Origin of the sequence: Allorhizobium sp. Av2 (assembly GCF_021462805.2) — a bacterium.
GTDB lineage: Bacteria > Pseudomonadota > Alphaproteobacteria > Rhizobiales > Rhizobiaceae > Allorhizobium > Allorhizobium vitis_G.
Genome location: NZ_CP192696.1, coordinates 2,959,182 through 2,975,953, shown reverse-complemented (window position 1 = coordinate 2,975,953; position 16,772 = coordinate 2,959,182). Strand labels below are relative to the sequence as shown.

At 58.1% G+C, this 16,772-nt stretch carries 17 protein-coding genes; 6 read left to right on the top strand and 11 right to left on the bottom strand.

Annotation, left to right across the window (positions count from 1 at the left end; translation table 11 throughout):
• Positions 1–39: 39 nt before the first annotated feature.
• Together FS819_RS13975 and FS819_RS13970 are read left to right on the top strand one after the other, a co-directional pair.
• Positions 40–1,389, top strand: a complete 1,350-nt coding sequence (locus FS819_RS13975) for a formimidoylglutamate deiminase (protein ID WP_156551514.1) — start codon at positions 40–42, stop codon at positions 1,387–1,389.
• Positions 1,390–1,618: 229 nt separating this feature from the next.
• Positions 1,619–2,557: an IS110 family RNA-guided transposase gene (locus FS819_RS13970; protein WP_234625171.1), complete on the top strand. Its 939-nt coding sequence runs from the start codon at positions 1,619–1,621 to the stop codon at positions 2,555–2,557.
• 202 nt (positions 2,558–2,759) lie between these two features.
• On the opposite strand, the gene FS819_RS13965 is transcribed toward FS819_RS13970, so the two are convergent.
• The 10 genes from FS819_RS13965 to FS819_RS13920 form a co-directional block, all read right to left on the bottom strand.
• On the bottom strand, positions 2,760–4,121 hold the full coding sequence (locus tag FS819_RS13965; RefSeq protein ID WP_156551510.1) for an LLM class flavin-dependent oxidoreductase: 1,362 nt from the start codon (positions 4,119–4,121) through the stop codon (positions 2,760–2,762).
• A gap of 20 nt (positions 4,122–4,141) precedes the next feature.
• Complete coding sequence (gene hutC / locus FS819_RS13960; protein WP_156551509.1) at positions 4,142–4,891, bottom strand: histidine utilization transcriptional repressor HutC; 750 nt, start codon at positions 4,889–4,891, stop codon at positions 4,142–4,144.
• Positions 4,888–5,679, bottom strand: coding sequence for an amino acid ABC transporter ATP-binding protein (locus FS819_RS13955; protein WP_156551508.1), 792 nt, complete (start codon positions 5,677–5,679; stop codon positions 4,888–4,890). Before FS819_RS13955 ends, hutC begins: the two co-directional genes overlap by 4 nt.
• On the bottom strand, positions 5,676–6,344 hold the full coding sequence (locus FS819_RS13950) for an amino acid ABC transporter permease (RefSeq protein ID WP_156551507.1): 669 nt from the start codon (positions 6,342–6,344) through the stop codon (positions 5,676–5,678). The genes FS819_RS13955 and FS819_RS13950 overlap by 4 nt, the downstream gene beginning before the upstream one ends.
• Entirely contained in the window at positions 6,341–6,982 is a 642-nt protein-coding gene (locus FS819_RS13945) for an amino acid ABC transporter permease (protein ID WP_156551506.1), read from the bottom strand. Before FS819_RS13945 ends, FS819_RS13950 begins: the two co-directional genes overlap by 4 nt.
• A 281-nt stretch (positions 6,983–7,263) precedes the next feature.
• On the bottom strand, positions 7,264–8,091 hold the full coding sequence (locus FS819_RS13940) for a transporter substrate-binding domain-containing protein (protein WP_156551505.1): 828 nt from the start codon (positions 8,089–8,091) through the stop codon (positions 7,264–7,266).
• A gap of 210 nt (positions 8,092–8,301) precedes the next feature.
• Positions 8,302–8,937 carry a nucleoside triphosphate hydrolase gene (locus FS819_RS13935; protein WP_156551504.1) on the bottom strand — a complete coding sequence of 212 codons (636 nt, stop codon included), beginning with the start codon at positions 8,935–8,937 and terminating at the stop codon, positions 8,302–8,304.
• On the bottom strand, positions 8,934–9,716 hold the full coding sequence (locus FS819_RS13930; RefSeq protein WP_041698633.1) for an ATP-binding cassette domain-containing protein: 783 nt from the start codon (positions 9,714–9,716) through the stop codon (positions 8,934–8,936). Before FS819_RS13930 ends, FS819_RS13935 begins: the two co-directional genes overlap by 4 nt.
• Positions 9,716–10,798: an ABC transporter permease gene (locus FS819_RS13925; protein WP_156551503.1), complete on the bottom strand. Its 1,083-nt coding sequence runs from the start codon at positions 10,796–10,798 to the stop codon at positions 9,716–9,718. The genes FS819_RS13930 and FS819_RS13925 overlap by 1 nt, the downstream gene beginning before the upstream one ends.
• Positions 10,799–10,994: 196 nt before the next feature.
• The gene (locus FS819_RS13920; protein WP_156551502.1) at positions 10,995–12,020 is read right to left on the bottom strand and encodes a sugar ABC transporter substrate-binding protein; all 1,026 of its coding nucleotides are present in this window, start codon (positions 12,018–12,020) and stop codon (positions 10,995–10,997) included.
• 350 nt (positions 12,021–12,370) lie between these two features.
• Here FS819_RS13920 and FS819_RS13915 point away from each other — a divergent pair, with 350 nt between their 5' ends.
• Together FS819_RS13915 and FS819_RS13910 are read left to right on the top strand one after the other, a co-directional pair.
• Complete coding sequence (locus tag FS819_RS13915) at positions 12,371–13,600, top strand: ROK family transcriptional regulator (protein ID WP_071206039.1); 1,230 nt, start codon at positions 12,371–12,373, stop codon at positions 13,598–13,600.
• A complete protein-coding gene (locus tag FS819_RS13910) occupies positions 13,601–14,032 on the top strand; it encodes an RbsD/FucU family protein (protein WP_070167064.1) in 432 nt (143 codons plus the stop codon). It abuts the gene before it with no gap.
• Positions 14,033–14,175: 143 nt separating this feature from the next.
• Here FS819_RS13910 and FS819_RS13905 read toward each other — a convergent pair whose 3' ends face one another.
• Positions 14,176–14,622, bottom strand: a complete 447-nt coding sequence (locus FS819_RS13905; protein ID WP_180574399.1) for an Lrp/AsnC family transcriptional regulator — start codon at positions 14,620–14,622, stop codon at positions 14,176–14,178.
• Between the two features lie 123 nt (positions 14,623–14,745).
• On the opposite strand from FS819_RS13905, the gene rocF reads away from it, so the two are divergent.
• Both rocF and ocd read left to right on the top strand, forming a co-directional pair.
• Positions 14,746–15,678 (top strand): arginase, encoded by a 933-nt coding sequence (gene rocF / locus FS819_RS13900; RefSeq protein WP_156551500.1) that lies wholly within the window; start codon positions 14,746–14,748, stop codon positions 15,676–15,678.
• The gene (gene ocd, locus FS819_RS13895) at positions 15,678–16,733 is read left to right on the top strand and encodes an ornithine cyclodeaminase (protein WP_156551499.1); all 1,056 of its coding nucleotides are present in this window, start codon (positions 15,678–15,680) and stop codon (positions 16,731–16,733) included. The genes rocF and ocd overlap by 1 nt, the downstream gene beginning before the upstream one ends.
• Positions 16,734–16,772 lie beyond the last annotated feature (39 nt).

Genomic DNA, 16,772 nt, shown 5'->3' with positions numbered 1-16,772 from the left:
TGGGCCAAGGCGCAAGTCAGAAAATGAGAGGGGAAAGCCATGACGACACTCCACGCAAAACAGGCGCTGCTGCCGGATGGTTGGGCCAAGAATGTGCGGCTGACACTGACGGGCCTCGCCATTTCATCCATTGAGCAGGGTGTTGAGGCGCAAGCGGGCGATGAGCGGCACGAGGTGTTGCTGCCCACAATGGCCAATTTGCACAGCCACGCCTTTCAGCGCGGTATGGCGGGTCTGGCGGAATTGCGCGGGCCAGACAATGATAGTTTTTGGAGCTGGCGCACGGTGATGTATCGCTTTGCGCTGACGATGAATCCTGAGCAGATGCAGGCTATTGCCGCCCAGCTTTATGTGGAAATGCTGGAGGCCGGATTTGGCCGGGTGGGCGAGTTTCACTATCTCCACCATGACCGTGATGGCAGCCCTTTTGCCAACCGCGCCGAAATGGCCGAACGTATCGTCGCCGCGAGCAGCGAGACTGGAATTGGCCTCACGCTCCTGCCCGTGTTTTATGCCCATTCCGGCTTTGGTGGTCTGGCTCCCAATGAGGGCCAGCGGCGGTTTATCAATGATGTCGATGGTTTTGCAGAGCTGCTGGAGGGGGCGAAAAAAGCGGCATCAAATCTGCCCGGTAGCGTCACGGGCATTGCCCCCCACAGCCTGCGGGCCGTGACGCCGGAAGAATTATCAGCGCTGCAACAGCTCTCTTTCGATGGACCAATCCATATTCATGTGGCCGAGCAGGTGAAGGAAGTGGAGGACTGTATCAAATGGTCTGGCCAGCGCCCGGTGCAATGGTTGCTGGACAATGCCGATCTCACCACTCGCTGGTGCCTGATCCATGCTACCCATATGACGGATGATGAAACAGTGCGGATGGCCAAGAGCGGTGCCATTGCCGGTCTTTGCCCGATCACCGAGGCCAATCTGGGCGATGGCACATTCAATGCTGACGTGTTCTTGGGGCAGGGCGGGCGTTTTGGTGTCGGCTCTGATTCCAACATTCTGATTGGCATTGCCGACGAGTTGCGCCAGCTGGAATATTCGCAACGTCTCGCTCATCGCGCCCGTAACGTCATGGCTGTTCCGGGTGGATCAACGGGGCGGTATCTGTTTGATGGTGCTGTGAGTGGTGGTGCTGCTGCGTTGATGGCGGACAGTGGGCTGGAGGTGGGTAAGCCTGCCGATGTTGTCAGCCTTAAGCCGCGGCATGATCTTGGTTTGAGCGGAGATCAGGTTTTGGACAGTTTTCTCTTTGCCAATGGCGCAGCAGTCGATTGTGTCTGGGTGGACGGTGTCAAACAGGTGGAAGCCGGGCGGCATATTGCGCGAGAGCGGATTGCAGCGCGATTTGCGGGCGTGATGCGGGATTTGATGGCGGCGTTTTGAGAGGGCCATAGTTGGCATTGGCGCAAGGTACCCCCTTGTATCTACATATTGTCAATCGTGTAAGATTGTAGCGACTGTGCCTTCGACCGGGTGGCCACCCGGTCGAAGGCGTGGCGAAGTCGCCCGTCCCCCCACCGGTTACAACCGCGGCAGAGCCAGGGACCTTCGCCATCGTCACGTACAACCGAACAGTCGCTTGGGTCCAACCGTACGCACAAGGCAGGTTACCGTGAACAGGATCATTTGTGGAGTGGATGTTTCGAAAGATTGGCTGGATGCACAGATCCGGCCGGGGGCCGTTTTCCAGCGCTTTTGCAATGATGCATCGGGCATAGCGGAGCTTTTGGCTCTGTGCCGGGCGCATGGTGTCACGCTTGTGGTGATGGAAGCATCCGGCGGCTATGAGCGCGCTGCCTTTCTGCTTTTGTGGGAGATGGGAATGGCTTGCGCATTGGCCAATGCGCGTAGCGTTCGCTCTTTCGCCGATGCGATGGGCATTCTGGAAAAGACTGACCGGATCGATGCCGGTGTGATTGCCGCCTATGCCGAGGTCAAGAAACTGCGTCCGACGCCCGCGCCAAAGGCGGCCCAGCTGCGGCTTTCGGCTCTGGTGGCACGGCTTTCGCAGATCACGGGCGATCTTGTCGTCAACAAGCAGCGGCGGCATGTCGTGCGCGATGACGAAACCCGGCAAAGCCTTGATGAGGTCATCGCTCTTCTGGTGCGCCAAAGCCGCAAACTCGAAGGCGAGATCGCCTCGCTGATTGATGATGATCCGCTGTGGGCATGCCTCGACAAGGCGTTTCGCACAGTCAAGGGTGTTGCTTCGCGCACTGTGGCCCGGCTGATGGCAGAGCTTCCCGAGATCGGTCACGTCTCCAACAAGGCGATTGCCAAACTGTCTGGTCTGGCACCGATGGCCAACGACAGTGGGAACCGCACCGGTCGTAGACATGTGCGCGATGGACGGGCCGGTCCGCGCAGCATCCTCTTTCTCGTCGCTGCCATCGCAGCAAGATACAATCAAAATCTTGCTGATTTCCAGCAAAGATTGCAGAGCCAGGGAAAGCCAAAGATGGTCATCCGCATTGCACTTGCCCGTAAACTTCTTGTCATTCTCAACGCGAAAGCACGAGATGCGCGAAGGGAATTCGAAAATGCAACTTGACAGCCCAGATAGTCGCTCTGTCCTGCCGGGCATCTCCCCCTTAAGGGGTGAGATCGACTCGTTGCATATCTCTTGGTCCCTCTCAACGTGAGAGATATCGGCACTCAGAGTAAGGTAGTGGGAATGAGCGGTCGCGTCTATCTTATCTCCCCACCTGTGGGGGAGATGGTCGGCAGACCAGAGGGGGTGATCTTGCTCAGTTTTATTTGATCATCCCACCATTCCGCGCCACCGCATAGCGATTGACCGGCATCGACAACCCCAAATTCTCCCGCAATGTCTTGCCCTCATACTCTTCCCGAAACAATCCGCGCCTGCGCAATTCCGGCAGCACCAGCTTTACGAAATCATTCAAGCTGGCGGGCAGGGTTGGCAGCATCAGAATAAAGCCATCGGCGGCCCCGGCCTGGAACCATTCTTCCATAAAATCAGCGATCTCGGTGGGGGTACCGGTGATGCCGTTGCCGGTGCTTTTCTCGGCGTAGAAGCGGATCAGTTCGCCAACGGTGTGGCCTTCCATGATGAAATCGCGCAACCATTCAAACATGGCTTTCGAGCCTTTTGGCTCTGCTGGCAGGCGCTCCAGCGGGAAAGGCTGATCAAGCGCCACGCCAGAAAGATCGGCCTCCAAAAATTCGCCCAGCATCCAGCGGCCCACATCGGGGTGCAGGTTGTCGATCAGGAAATCCACCTTGGCTTGGGCTTCCGCTTTGGTTTCTCCGACATTGACCACCAAGCCGGGCATGAGCTTCAGATCGTTGGTAGAGCGGCCATATTTGGCCATGCGACCTTTGATATTATCGGCAAAAGCCTTGTTGCGCTCCAGATTGGAGGCAAGGCTGAAGACGATTTCGGCGGTGCGGGCGGCCAGTTCCATACCCGCTTCCGAGCCGCCAGCCTGCGCAATCACCGGGCGGCCTTGCGGGCTTGCGGCAATGTTGAGCGGGCCGCGCACCTGAAAATGCTTGCCCTTGTGGTTCAGCGTGTGCAGCTTGTTTTTATCGTGGTAAAGGCCTCTTTCCTTGTCCAGCACCAGTGCATCTTGCTCAAAACTGTCCCACAGGCCAAAGACAACATCAACAAATTCCGAGCCGCGCTCATAGCGTTCTGCATGGGGCGGCAGGCCGTCAAAGCCGAAATTATAGCCCGTCTCGTCATGGTCGGAGGTCACAACATTCCAGCAGGCGCGGCCACCGCTCAAATGATCGATGGAGGCAAAGATGCGGGCGATATTGTACGGCTCGTAATAGCTGGTGGAGGCGGTGGCGACAAAGCCGAGCTTTTCCGTGAGCACGGACAGCGCCGAAATCAGCGATAGCGGCTCAAACCGGTTCATCTTGGTGGGCGAGCGCGCCAGTGCGTCTGCATCGCCAATGGCGGCGGCTGGGGAATCGGCCAAAAACATAAAATCGAATTTTGCCGCTTCCGAGATTTTCGCCACGTTCAGCAGGTGATCAATCTTGTTGGCCCCGTTCACATCGGCCTCCGGGTGGCGCCACGCTGCCGGGTTGAAACCGAAAGTGTAGACGAAGGTTCCAAGTTTCAATGTGTCGGTGCGGGCCATGGTGATCTCTTCTTTTCTGATCAGGCTGGGGTCATAATGCGTTGGGATGGGGTGAAGCGAGCGGTAACGGCATGGCTGGCACCGGGATAGGTCAGGCGCACTTGCGTTACCGTCTCATCCAGCCGCCATGTCTGGCGTTCCACCACCAGAACCGGGGTGTTGGCAGCAATATTCAAGATTTTCGCTGCATCATCATTGGCGGCTTCGGCGGCAATGCGGTGTTCGGCGGCGTTCCATGGAATATGGTCCAAAAGCCACGGGCCGGGGGCCAGATCGGCAAAATCGGCATCGAGCGCCTGCGGCACCACGCCGAGATTGATAATACGCTCTTCCAGACAAAAAGGTTTGTCATTGGCATAGTGCAGGCAGGTGATGGCCAGCAGTTTGCGACGCGGGCTGAGGGAAAGGTTCTCCGACTCCGCCTTGGTGGGGTTGCGAATGACCCGCGATAAAATGCCATGATGATAGGTCTTTTCGAGTGAATTGACCTCATCCTTGATGTCGTAAATCTCCAGAATGGCGCTTTGCGAATTCTGCGGCATCACAATGCTGCCGGTCTTGCGCTTGCGCAGCACAAGGCCTGCGCGGGCAAGCTGGGTCAGCACCTTGTTCACGGTCATGCGCGAGCAGGCATATTCCTCGGTCAGTACCTGTTCGGAGGGGATTTTATGGCCCGGCGGCCATCGGCCTGAGAGGATATTGCTTTCAATATCATCCAGAATGCGCTGGTGCAGGGATTTGCTGGGTGTGTCGGTGTCGTCTGTCATCATGCCAGCATCGATGCGCCGCGATCCAGATAGGTGTCAAGGAACTGCTCCAATCTCGGATGGCGCGGCTTGGCAAAAACATCGGATGGCGCGCCCGTAAACAGCAGTTTGCCGTGATCGAGAAAGCTGATCTGCTGGCCCACCGTGGCGGCAAAGCCAATCTCGTGGCTTACCACCACCATGGTCATGCCTTCAGCTGCCAAGTCGCGCATCACGGTCAGCACTTCCCCGGTCAATTCCGGGTCGAGCGCCGAGGTTGGCTCATCAAACAGCATGATTTTGGGCTGCAAGGCCAAGGCGCGGGCAATGGCCACGCGCTGTTGTTGCCCGCCAGAAAGCTGGGAGGGATAATGACCTGCGCGGTTCTCCAGCCCCACCTTTTTCAGCTGCACCATGGCGCGATCTTCAGCTTCGCGTTTGGGTATTTTATGCACGGTTTTCAACGCTTCAGACACATTGCCAAGGGCGGTCATATGCGGCCAGAGATTGAATTGCTGAAACACCATGCCGATGTGCGAGCGCACGCTGCGGATTTGGGCGGCGGGCAGGCGTTCGCGCTGGCCATCTGGTCGCTCAAAATAGCCGAGCGCTTCGCCGCTGACGGTGATCATGCCTTCGCTGGCCTCTTCCAGAAACGCCATGCAGCGGAGCAGTGTGCTTTTGCCCGAGCCGGAAGGGCCGATCAGGCAGGAGACTTTGCCCTCGGGGATATCGAGGTTGATGTCATTCAACACGGTGTTGGTGCCAAAGCGCTTGACGAGTTTGGAGACGGAAATGGCGGGAAGCGTCATGGCGCGGAAAACCTCAATCTGCTCAAACGATATTCAGCCTTGCGGGCCGCCCAGGCGGTGGCCTCCACAATGACCCAGTAAATCACCGCCAACACGAAAATCGCCTCCAGAAAGGCATATTGCGCAGACCCTATGGCGCTGACGGTGGCGGTGAGTTCGGGAACGGTGATGATCGATAGCACCGCCGATTCTTTCAGAAGAATGATGGCGAGATTGACGCAAGGCGGCAGCACGATCAGCGCCATTTCTGGCAGGAGAATGCGGCGGATGGTTTGCAAGCGGCTCAAGCCGAGGCATTCTGCGGCCTCGACATGGCCATGGGGAACGGAGCTGTAACCAGCCCGGAAAATCTCGGAATAATAGGCGGCAGAATAGATGGTGAGGCCAATCAAGCCGCAAGGAATCGGGTCCAGCGACAGGCCCACATAGGGGCCGCCGTAATAGACCAGAAAAATCTGGATCAGAAACGGTGTGCCGCGCAGCACTTCCACCATCAGCCCCAGCGGAATATCCAGCAACTTGCCGCCGTAGCGACGGCCTGTTGCCACCAGAAAGCCCACGAGCACGCCCAGCAGCATGCCGACAATCCAGATCCACAGCGTGGTGATGGTGCCGCTGAAAATCTCCGGCAGATGATCAAGAATGACTTTGGGATCAAAAATCATTTGATGGCTCCCGGAAGCGCGCGTTCCGCCACTCCGCTCACTAGCGCCACGCTCCAGCAGATGATCAGATAAATCAGCGCAGCCGATGAAAACAGCTCAATGGGAAGATAGGTGGAAGCGGCTAGATCCTGTGCCATGCGGGTTAGCTCAACAATGCCCACCACCGATACCAGCGAGGAGGATTTGAGGATCATGATTGCTTCATTGACCAGGGCTGGAAAGGTCAGCCGAAGTGCAATGGGCAGTTTGATGCGCAGAAACGTTTGCCGTGCTGTGAAGCCCGCCATATCGGCAGCTTCGATCAAGCCTTTCGGCACGCTTTCAAACCCGCCCCGCAGATTTTCGGCCTGATAGGCGGCGGTGCAGAGCGACAAGCCAATAATGGCCGCCACCACGCTTGGCACGTTTATGCCAATAAACGGTAGAAGATTGTAGATCAGCAGCAATTGCACCAGCAGCGGCACGCCGCGAAAGAAGCTGATGAACAGCTCGGTTGGCATTGTATACAGCCGTTTGCCGGACAGCATGGCACCGGAGAGGATGACGGCCAGCACAAAGCCGATGGTGATGGAAATCACGCTGATGCCCAGCGTCCATCCGGCAGCCTTGACCAGCAGGAAGAAGAGTTTGAATGACATGGCTCTCCGGTCTCCGCTGTTGCGGACTACAATAAATGATAGCGTTCGGGATACCCCCCTCTGTCCTGCCGGACATCTCCCCCTCAAGGGGGGAGATTAGATCACCACGACTTGCTTAAACTGACGCAGCCACAAAATGCCGTTCTGGCTGATAGACTGGGCGCTTCGAGCGAGTCGATCTCCCCCCTTGAGGGGGAGATGCCTGGCAAGGCAGAGGGGGGGTAGGCAGCATATCAGGAGATTATCTGTTGTTCCAAAGCACAGCCTCAGGATAGATCACCTCAAAACGCTGGGTCTTTCACGCTATCAGGCGTATCAAACTTGGTGCCAAACCACTTTTCCTGCAATTTCGCCATGCGGCCATCGCCCTTCATCTTGATGATGGCAGCATCAACGGCGTCGATCAGGCTGGCATGGTCTGCATCCTTGGTGCCAACAAAGCTGAAATAGCTCTTTTTGCCAAAGGGTGGCACCACCACTTCAAAGGCTCCATTGCGCTGCTTGGCCACGAAAGCGATGTTGGGCAGCGAATTGGCAACGGCTACCACGCGGCCTGCGGCCATATCGGCATAGGCATCGTTGAAGGAGACATATTCACGTACATCAATTTTCTTCGGCAGGGTTGCGGAAAGCTCCTGCAACTGCGCCAGCTGGGCTGTTGCTTTGCCGACACCAACCGATTTACCCGCCAGATCTTCCGGCTTGGTAATGGTCTTGTCGCCTGCTTTTTTCAGGATAGCAACGGTGGCTTCGGCAATCGGCGCGGTAAAGCGGTAGCGCTCCATGCGGGCTTTGGTGACGGTGGCGGGGCCAGCCACGATATCGAACTTGCCAGCTTCAAGGCCGGGCAAAACGCCGTCCCATGGCAGGGCGATCCACTCGATCTTCACGCCAAGTTCCTTGCCGATTTCGGCAAAGAGATCAACGTTGAGGCCAACGTGGTCGCCAGCATCAATAAAGTCAAAGGGTGCAAAGGCGGTTTCCGTGCCGACCTTCAATGTGCCAGCGGCTTTGATCTTCGCCAGCGCATCTTCGGCATGGGCCGACACGCTTGCGCCAAACAACAGGGCAGCACCAAGCGCCGCCTTCAGCAACAGTCTTTTCTGCATCACAATCTCTCCAGTTGCCCGCTACCCGGCGATCTCTCGTACCGGTGCAATTCCCCTCAGCCGTTTCTCGGCCATTTGACTATACAAATAGAGCGAGGAAGGGGGCAGCTGTCAATGATATTGTGCGGAAAATAAGCGTGCTTATTTTGTAAGCAGATTTTTGGTGGGAGTCGAGAGGCATCCCACCCTGTTTCCAGGAAATATACGGTTTCACGCGATGGCGACGATATCAACACTGATATCAGCGGGCCGCGATGCTTCAATCACCAACCGGCCATTCGGCAAGTCGTTACCATTCAATTTCCAGGCGATTGCGGCATCGTCCAGTCCGTAATGAACCCAACGGTCACGCAGGCGCTGTTCCAGCACCTCCAGCGGTGGGCCGACGAAGACCGTCAGGTCGAAGCAGCTTTGCAGGCGGGTCCAGGGCGCGCGATCGAGAAGCAGGTAATTGCCCTCGACCAGAATAAAGCGGGTTTCCGGCGCAATTGGCCGGGCCGAGGCAATCGCCAATTCGCGGTCGCGGTCAAAGACCGGTACGAGAACCTCCTCGTCGCCAGCCTTTACCGCCGTGACGATGTCGAGAAAACCACGCACGTCGAAGGTTTCCGGTGCGCCCTTGCGCTTCAGCAGGCCGCGCTGTTCCAGAATGCCATTGTCCATGTGAAACCCGTCCATCGGCAGGATTTCCGCGGTTTCGCCGCGCTTAATCAGCGCCTCGCGCAAGGCTTCCGAAAGAGTAGACTTGCCCGCGCCTGGCGGTCCGGCAACGGCGATCATGAAACGGCTGGCCTCTTGGGCCAGCCGGATTATATCATCTGTCAGCGAGGAGACGGAAACCGTCATGCGGCAATCGCTTCAGCTGGGGCTTCCTTCGCACCCGTCATGAAGGCCACGGCATCCGACATGGTGTAATCCTTCGGATTGATCACGCAGAGGCGCTTGCCAAGCCGATGGATATGGATGCGGTCGGCCACTTCGAACACATGCGGCATATTGTGCGAGATCAAAACGATCGGCATGCCGCGCGAGCGCACGTCCTGGATCAGCTCCAGCACGCGGCGGCTTTCCTTGACGCCCAAAGCAGCGGTTGGCTCATCCAGAATGACCACCTTGGAACCGAAAGCCGCAGCGCGTGCCACGGCCACACCCTGCCGCTGGCCACCCGAGAGGGTTTCCACGGCCTGGTTGATGTTCTGGATGGTCATCAGGCCAAGCTCGGACAATTTTTCACGGGCAAACTTGTCCATGGCGGGCTTGTCGAGAGCACGAAACAGGCTGCCCATGATGCCGGGTTTGCGCATTTCGCGACCCAGAAACATGTTGTCGGCAATTGAGAGGGCCGGAGACAGCGCCAGATTCTGATACACGGTTTCAATGCCAGCCTTGCGGGCATCAATCGGCGAACGGAAGTTGATGGTCTTGCCTTCGAGCTTGATCTCGCCTTCATCCGGTGTCACGGCGCCGGAAATAGCCTTGATCAACGAGGATTTACCAGCACCGTTGTCACCAATGACCGCAAGGATTTCACCCGGGTACAGATCAAAATCGGCGTTGTCGAGGGCGGTTACACGGCCATAACGCTTGACGAGGCCACGGGCGGTGAGAATGGGTTCTTGTGCCATTAGCCAGCTACCTTTCTGATCCATTGGTCAATTGCGACGGCGGCAATGATCAGCACGCCAATCAGCATATAGGTCCATTGCGGGTCGGTGCCGGCCATACGCAGGCCAAGCTGGAACACGCCGACGATCAGTGCACCAAACAGCATGCCCATGATGGAACCACGGCCACCAAACAGCGACATGCCGCCAATCACCACTGCGGTGATGGATTCGATATTGGCAAACTGGCCAGCTGTTGGCGAAACCGAGCCGATACGGCCAATCATCGCCCAGCCACCCAGCGCACAGATCAGGCCGGCAAGCGTGTAGACGGAAATCAGCATGCGCTTGACATTGACGCCAGACAATTCCGCTGCATCGGGATCGTCGCCAACTGCATAGAGATGGCGGCCCCAGGCGGTGTTGTTCAAGACATACCAGAGCACGGCAACCAGAAGGGCGAGTGCGATCACACCATAGGTCAGGACGGCACCGCCCAATTTAAAGCTTTGGCCAAAATATTGCAGGATGGGCGCATTGGTGCCCAGGTCTTGCGAACGGATGGTCTCGTTGCCGGAATACAGGAAATTGGCTGCCAGCACGATCTGCCACATGCCGAGTGTGACAATGAAGGGGGGCAGCTTGACGCGGGCCACCAGCACGCCATTGATGAAGCCGCAAACGCCGCCGACGGCAAAGCCGCACAGCACGGCAAGCGGGCCAGGCACGCCATAGTGAACGGCAAATTGCCCCATGACGACAGAAGACAGGACCATGATGGCCCCCACCGAAAGGTCAATCCCGGCGGTGAGGATAATCAGGGTCTGGGCTGCGCCGATAATGCCGGTAATGGCAACCTGCTGCAAAATCAGCGTCAGGGCAAAGGGCGAAAAGAACTTGCCGCCCAGAATGACGCCGAACGCGATCAGTGACAGAATCAGCACGATCAACGGCACGGCAGCCGGGCTGGAATGCAGGAAGTGCTGAAACTTTTGCAATGGCGTCTTGTCGTTGGTATCGAACTGCGCGACCGCAGTGGCACTGCCCGACAGCACATTCTCGTATTCAAGATGAGGTTTGGTGGCGGCTTTTGGCTCGCTCATCGGCTTTCCTCCCGTGGACCTCTTCTGAGGCTTGAGGGCCGGGCTGGACCGTGGCACCAATTGCCGACGGCCGCCTGCGGCATTGTAGAATTTACTTATTCAACCAAGGGCTATTGCTGATAGCCTTGGTTGCAGAAACCGCTTACCAGAAGGGCGGCCTGAGCCGCCCTTCTACTGCGAATTTTTTTGGAGCAGATCAGCCCCAGCACTTCTTCAGGCCTTCGGCAACGTCGATCGAAGGCACGCCCTTGGCAGCCTTGTCGGTGACGAGCGAAACGCCCGTATCAAAGAAGTCCTTGCCAGCGGTTGGCTTTGGCTTTTCGCCAGAGTCAGCAAACTTCTTGATTGCTTCGATGCCGAGTGCAGCCATCATCAGCGGATATTGCTGCGAGGTTGCGCCGATCACGCCTTCCTTGACGTTTTTCACGCCAGGGCAGCCGCCGTCAACCGATACGATCAGCACGTCCTTCTGCTTGCCAACGGCCTTGAGGGCTTCGTAGGCACCGGCAGCAGCAGGCTCGTTGATGGTGTGAACGACGTTGATGTTCGGGTTTTTCTGAAGAAGATTTTCCATGGCCGTACGGCCACCTTCTTCGTTGCCGTTGGTGATGTCGTGGCCCACGATGCGTGGATCAGTTTCATCGCCAATCTTGTTCGGGTCCTTCGGATCAATGCCGAAGCCGATCATGAAGCCCTGGTCGCGCATAACGTCCACCGATGGCTGGGCAGGGGTGAGGTCGAGGAAAGCAACCTTTGCGTCCTTGGCCTTGTCGCCGAGCGTTGCAGCAGCCCACTGACCAATCAGCTTGCCAGCCAGCAGGTTGTCGGTTGCGAAGGTCGCATCCGCAGCATTGACCGGGTCGAGCGGCGTGTCGAGGGCAATAACCAGAAGGCCGGCGTCACGGGCTTCCTTGACGGCAGGCACGATGCCCTTGGTGTCGGAGGCGGTCAGCAGGATACCCTTTGCGCCATCGGCAATGCAGGTTTCGATCGCAGCAACCTGGCTTTCGCTGTCGCCGTCGATCTTGCCGGCATAGGACTTCAGCGTAACGCCCAGTTCCTTGGCCTTGGCGGATGCGCCTTCCTTCATCTTGACGAAGAAGGGATTGGTATCGGTTTTGGTGATCAGGCAGGCTGACACGTCAGCGGCCTGCGCGCCTGTCGAAAAGACAACGCCAAGAGCCAGGGCGCCAAGCGTGGCGCCGATCAAATTGGTCTTCATATGGATCCTCCCAAGGACAAAGATAAACGCACCCTCTCAAGGGGCCGTCCGGTTCGCATGGTCCATCACCTCTCCCGTGTTGGCCCCCCATGCTTCCTGCCTCAAGAAAACACTATTCCAAATCGCTGTCAATAAATAAATCGAGTTGAATTATTAATCCACTGTGGCATGCTTGGCGCGGTCTTGGCAGGGCGGGAGGAGCCTGTGCCGGGTTGATACGGAGCAGGATGCTCAGCAGAATTGGTTGCCGGGCCAGGATGGCGAAATGCCGATCCGGCGGAGCTCGGGGCCTGGAAATTCTTGTCGCACGCGGCTCTCTGGCCGGGTTGGGCGGGATGGGAGGATGATCGATGACAGAGGGAATGAATGCGGGTCTGGCGATGCCGCCCGCTGCCCTCGAGACGAGTGGCGGCGCCAATCAGGTCGGCGTGCGCGCCTATAACGAGCGGCTGGTCATGTCGCTGGTGCGCCGGCATGGCAGCCTGTCCAAGGCGGAAATTGCCCGGCGCAGCGGTCTCTCGGCCCAGACGGTGACGGTGATCATGCGGGTGCTGGAGCGCGAAAAGCTGCTGGTGCGCGGAGAGCCGGTGCGCGGACGCGTCGGCCAGCCTTCGGTGCCGATGCGGCTCAATCCGGATGCGGTCTATTCGTTTGGGGTCAAGATCGGAAGACGAAGCGCCAATCTGGTGCTGATGGATTTCGTCGGCACGATCCGCCATGAGGTGCGTCGGACCTATCCTTATCCGATGCCCGGCCTCTTGCTGGATTTCATCGTCGGCGGCATTTCCGATATTGAGGGCAGGCTTTCCGTCGCGGAGCGGGCCCGAATTGCCGGTGTGGGTATCGCAGCCCCGTTCGAACTGTGGAGCTGGGCGGAAGAGACCGGCGCGCCATCAGAGGAAATGGATGTCTGGCGCGATACCGATCTGAAAGCCGATGTCGCGGCCCGGATTGGTTATCCGGTCTTCATCCAGAACGATGCGACCAGCGCCTGTGCTGCCGAACTGGTGTTCGGGGTCGGGCCGCACTATCCGGATTTCGTCTATTTCTTCCTCGGCTCCTTCGTGGGCGGCGGCATCGTGCTGAATTCCTCGCTGTTTTCCGGGCGCACCGGCACGGCTGGCGCGGTTGGGCCGTTGCCGGTGCAAAGGCGCGATGGCAAAACCGTTCAGCTTTTGAAGATCGCGTCGATTTTCGTGTTGGAAAACCTGTTGCGCGACTATGGACAGGACAGCCAGTCCCTGTGGTATTCGCCGAGCGACTGGGTGGACTATGGCGAGCCGCTGGAAATCTGGATCCGCGATACCGCCGCAGCGCTGGCCCAGGCGATTGTGGCGGCGGCATCGATCATCGACTTTTCCGCCGCCGTCATCGATGGCGGTTTTCCGCAATGGGTGCGCCAGCGTCTGGTCGTGGCCATCCAGGAGGCAGCGCGTGATCTCGACCTCCAGGGCGTATTGATGCCCGAGATCGTCGAAGGCGCTGTGGGCCACCAGGCACGGTCGGTTGGCGGTGCCAGCCTGCCGCTGTTTTCCCGTTATCTTTTGGATCAGAATGTGTTGTTCAAGGAGTTACTGTAAATGCTGAAGGGCCTCAACCCCATCCTTAGTCCCGAATTGTTGGCCACCCTGCGGGCCATGGGTCATGGCGATGAAATCGCCATTGTCGATGGCAATTATCCGGGTCTCGAACATGCAAAGCGGTTGGTGCGGCTGGATGGGCTCGGGCTTATTCCTGTGCTGGATGCCATTCTCTCGGTTCTGCCCATCGATGATTTCGTGCCGGAAGCGATTTTCCGCTCCACCGTCGGCAAGGATCGCGATGCACTTGACCCGGTCCATGCCGAAATCATCGCCTGCTGCGCCGCCCATGAGCCAAAACAGCCGGTCGTCCCGCTGCTGGGACCGGATTTCTATCCCCGCGTCAAGGCGGCCCATACAGTTGTGCAAACTGGCGAACCCCGCCTTTATGCCAATGTCATTCTTAAGAAAGGCGTGATATACCCGCAATAACCTCTGATTGTAGTAGCCGCACTGGCGGACCTGCGGCTGCAAAGGGTGAAATGCCCTGGATGAGGTTTTGAGGTAGATGAGGCCGTGCGGGGCGTCCTGCACGGCCTTTTTCGTTTCGTGTTTTTTACAGAGACGGTTTCAGCTCACGGCTTCGACAGCCTTGCCCGGGTTGAGCGCGGCGTCGAGAGAATGAGGCTGGTTTCGCTATTGGTAATGCCGGGAACCAGTCGCACACGTCGCAAGACACTGTCGAAATCCGTCAAGGTCGCCGCGCCCAGCTCGACGATCAGGTCCCAGCGCCCATTGGTGGAATGTACGGCGGAAATCTCGGGAAAACCGCTCAGAGCGCGGATCACCTTGTCAGTGACATGCCCCTGGATTTCGATCATCATGATGCCGCGTACACCCAGATCGACCGTATCGGCCCGCAGGATCACGGTATAGCCAAGAATGGTGCCATCACGCTCCAGCCGTTCCAGCCGCGCCCGCACCGTTGCGCGCGACGCGCCGGTTTCCAGCGCCAGATCGGAAATGCTGCGCCGGCCGTTATGGCGCAGAAGCGTGACCAGCCGTTCATCGAGATCGTCCACGGTCTTCTCACTTTGAGCAATAAAACTGCCATAACGATAAGCCATATGGACATTATTGCCAATCTATATCGTTCAAATCGCCAGTTTCAAATGGTTGAATAGTGACAACAACAGGAGAGACGCATGGAGTGCAGATTGATCGGAGTTCCCTTGCAGATCGGCGCGGGCCGTCTGGGCTGTGAAATGGGACCGAGTGCGCTGCGCATTGCCGGGCTCGGCCCGATGCTGGAAGATCTTGGCCATCGCGTTACCGATCTCGGCAATGTCGCGCCTGCCGCCTTCAAAACCCTCAGTCATCCCAATCCGGCTGTGCATCACCTGCCCGAAACCGTTGCCTGGATCGAGACCTTGTCCGAGGTCGCTTACCGCGAAAGTGCGGACGGTATGCCGATATTTCTGGGTGGTGACCACGCGCTTTCGGCTGGCACGGTGCCGGGACTGGCGCGCCGGGCGGCGGAACAAGGCCGACCGCTTTTCGTGCTCTGGCTGGATGCCCATACCGATTTCCATACGCTGGAGACCACGGAAAGCGGCAATCTGCATGGTACGCCGGTCGCGTATTTCACCGGTCAGTCCGGTTTTACCGGTTATTTTCCTGAACTCGCCGAAGCGGTCGATCCGACTCATGTGGCAATGATCGGCATTCGCAGCGTCGATCCAGCCGAGCGGGCCGCTTTGCGCCGGACCGGTATCACCGTGCATGACATGCGAATGATCGATGAGCATGGCGTTGCCGTGCTGTTGCGGGCCTTTCTGGACAAGGTTCGGGCCGCGAATGGCTTGCTGCATGTCAGCTTCGATGTGGATTTTCTCGATCCGATGATTGCGCCCGCCGTTGGCACCACGGTGCCGGGTGGCGCCACCTTCCGCGAGGCGCATCTGGTGATGGAAATGCTGCATGACAGCGGCCTGGTCTCCAGCCTCGATCTGGTCGAACTCAACCCTTTCCTGGACGAGCGGGGCCGTACCGCCATCCTGATGGCCGATCTGACGGCAAGCCTGATGGGACGGCAGGTCATGGATCGTCCCACACGCGATTACGCCGGGAGCGTTTGATGAGTGCTATTGCCAATCTGAATATCGTCCCCTTCGTCAGCGTCGATCATATGATGAAACTGGTGCTGCGGATCGGGGTCGAGACCTTCCTGACCGAACTTGCCGAAGTGATCGAGGAGGACTTTCGCCGCTGGGAGGTGTTTGACAAGACGCCACGCATTGCCTCCCATTCCAGCGATGGGGTGATTGAGTTAATGCCGACCAGTGACGGCACGCTCTACGGCTTCAAATATGTCAACGGCCATCCTAAGAACATGCGGCAAGGCCGCCAGACGGTGACGGCCTTCGGTGTGTTGTCGGATGTCGGCAATGGCTATCCGATGCTGCTGTCGGAAATGACCATTTTGACGGCATTGCGTACGGCGGCAACCTCGGCTGTGGCGGCCAAATACCTGGCCCGGCCCGATGCCCGCTGCATGGCGGTGATTGGCAATGGCGCGCAAGCCGAGTTTCAGGCGCTGGCCTTCAAGGCGATCTGCGGCGTGACGCATCTTCGGCTCTATGATATCGATCGTAGCGCCAGCGACAAATGCCTGCGCAATCTTCAGGCAAGCGGATTGGCGATAACGCTGTGCCATTCCTCGCAGGAGGCGGTCGAGGGCGCCGATATCATCACCACCGTCACCGCCGACAAGCAATGCGCCACCATTCTCACCGATAACATGGTCGGCCCCGGTGTTCATATCAACGCGGTTGGCGGCGATTGCCCCGGCAAGACTGAATTGCACCGCGATATTCTCAACCGCGCCGATATTTTCGTTGAATATCCACCTCAGACCCGGATCGAGGGGGAGATCCAGCAAATGCCGTCCGATCATCCCGTCACAGAACTGTGGCAGGTCATGACCGGCACGGCCAAGGGACGGAGCGATTCGCGCCAGATCACCTTGTTCGATTCGGTCGGCTTTGCCATCGAGGATTTTTCGGCCCTGCGATATGTGCGCAGCAAGCTGGCCGAAACCGGGCTTTTCACCGAATTGGACCTGCTGGCCGACCCCGATGAGCCCCGCGATCTCTATGGCATGGTGCTGCGCAGCAAGGTTTCCGTCGGTTGATGACTAAAATTTCATGATCGGCGGTATGGATCCTTTTGC

Coding starts and splice junctions, on each gene's coding strand:
- FS819_RS13975 (WP_156551514.1), top strand. CDS start 40: ATGACGACACTCCACGCAAAACAGGCGCTGCTGCCGGATGGTTGGGCC.
- FS819_RS13965 (WP_156551510.1), bottom strand. CDS start 4,121: ATGGCCCGCACCGACACATTGAAACTTGGAACCTTCGTCTACACTTTC.
- hutC (WP_156551509.1), bottom strand. CDS start 4,891: ATGATGACAGACGACACCGACACACCCAGCAAATCCCTGCACCAGCGC.
- FS819_RS13955 (WP_156551508.1), bottom strand. CDS start 5,679: ATGACGCTTCCCGCCATTTCCGTCTCCAAACTCGTCAAGCGCTTTGGC.
- FS819_RS13950 (WP_156551507.1), bottom strand. CDS start 6,344: ATGATTTTTGATCCCAAAGTCATTCTTGATCATCTGCCGGAGATTTTC.
- FS819_RS13945 (WP_156551506.1), bottom strand. CDS start 6,982: ATGTCATTCAAACTCTTCTTCCTGCTGGTCAAGGCTGCCGGATGGACG.
- FS819_RS13940 (WP_156551505.1), bottom strand. CDS start 8,091: ATGCAGAAAAGACTGTTGCTGAAGGCGGCGCTTGGTGCTGCCCTGTTG.
- FS819_RS13935 (WP_156551504.1), bottom strand. CDS start 8,937: ATGACGGTTTCCGTCTCCTCGCTGACAGATGATATAATCCGGCTGGCC.
- FS819_RS13930 (WP_041698633.1), bottom strand. CDS start 9,716: ATGGCACAAGAACCCATTCTCACCGCCCGTGGCCTCGTCAAGCGTTAT.
- FS819_RS13925 (WP_156551503.1), bottom strand. CDS start 10,798: ATGAGCGAGCCAAAAGCCGCCACCAAACCTCATCTTGAATACGAGAAT.
- FS819_RS13920 (WP_156551502.1), bottom strand. CDS start 12,020: ATGAAGACCAATTTGATCGGCGCCACGCTTGGCGCCCTGGCTCTTGGC.
- FS819_RS13915 (WP_071206039.1), top strand. CDS start 12,371: ATGACAGAGGGAATGAATGCGGGTCTGGCGATGCCGCCCGCTGCCCTC.
- FS819_RS13910 (WP_070167064.1), top strand. CDS start 13,601: ATGCTGAAGGGCCTCAACCCCATCCTTAGTCCCGAATTGTTGGCCACC.
- rocF (WP_156551500.1), top strand. CDS start 14,746: ATGGAGTGCAGATTGATCGGAGTTCCCTTGCAGATCGGCGCGGGCCGT.
- ocd (WP_156551499.1), top strand. CDS start 15,678: ATGAGTGCTATTGCCAATCTGAATATCGTCCCCTTCGTCAGCGTCGAT.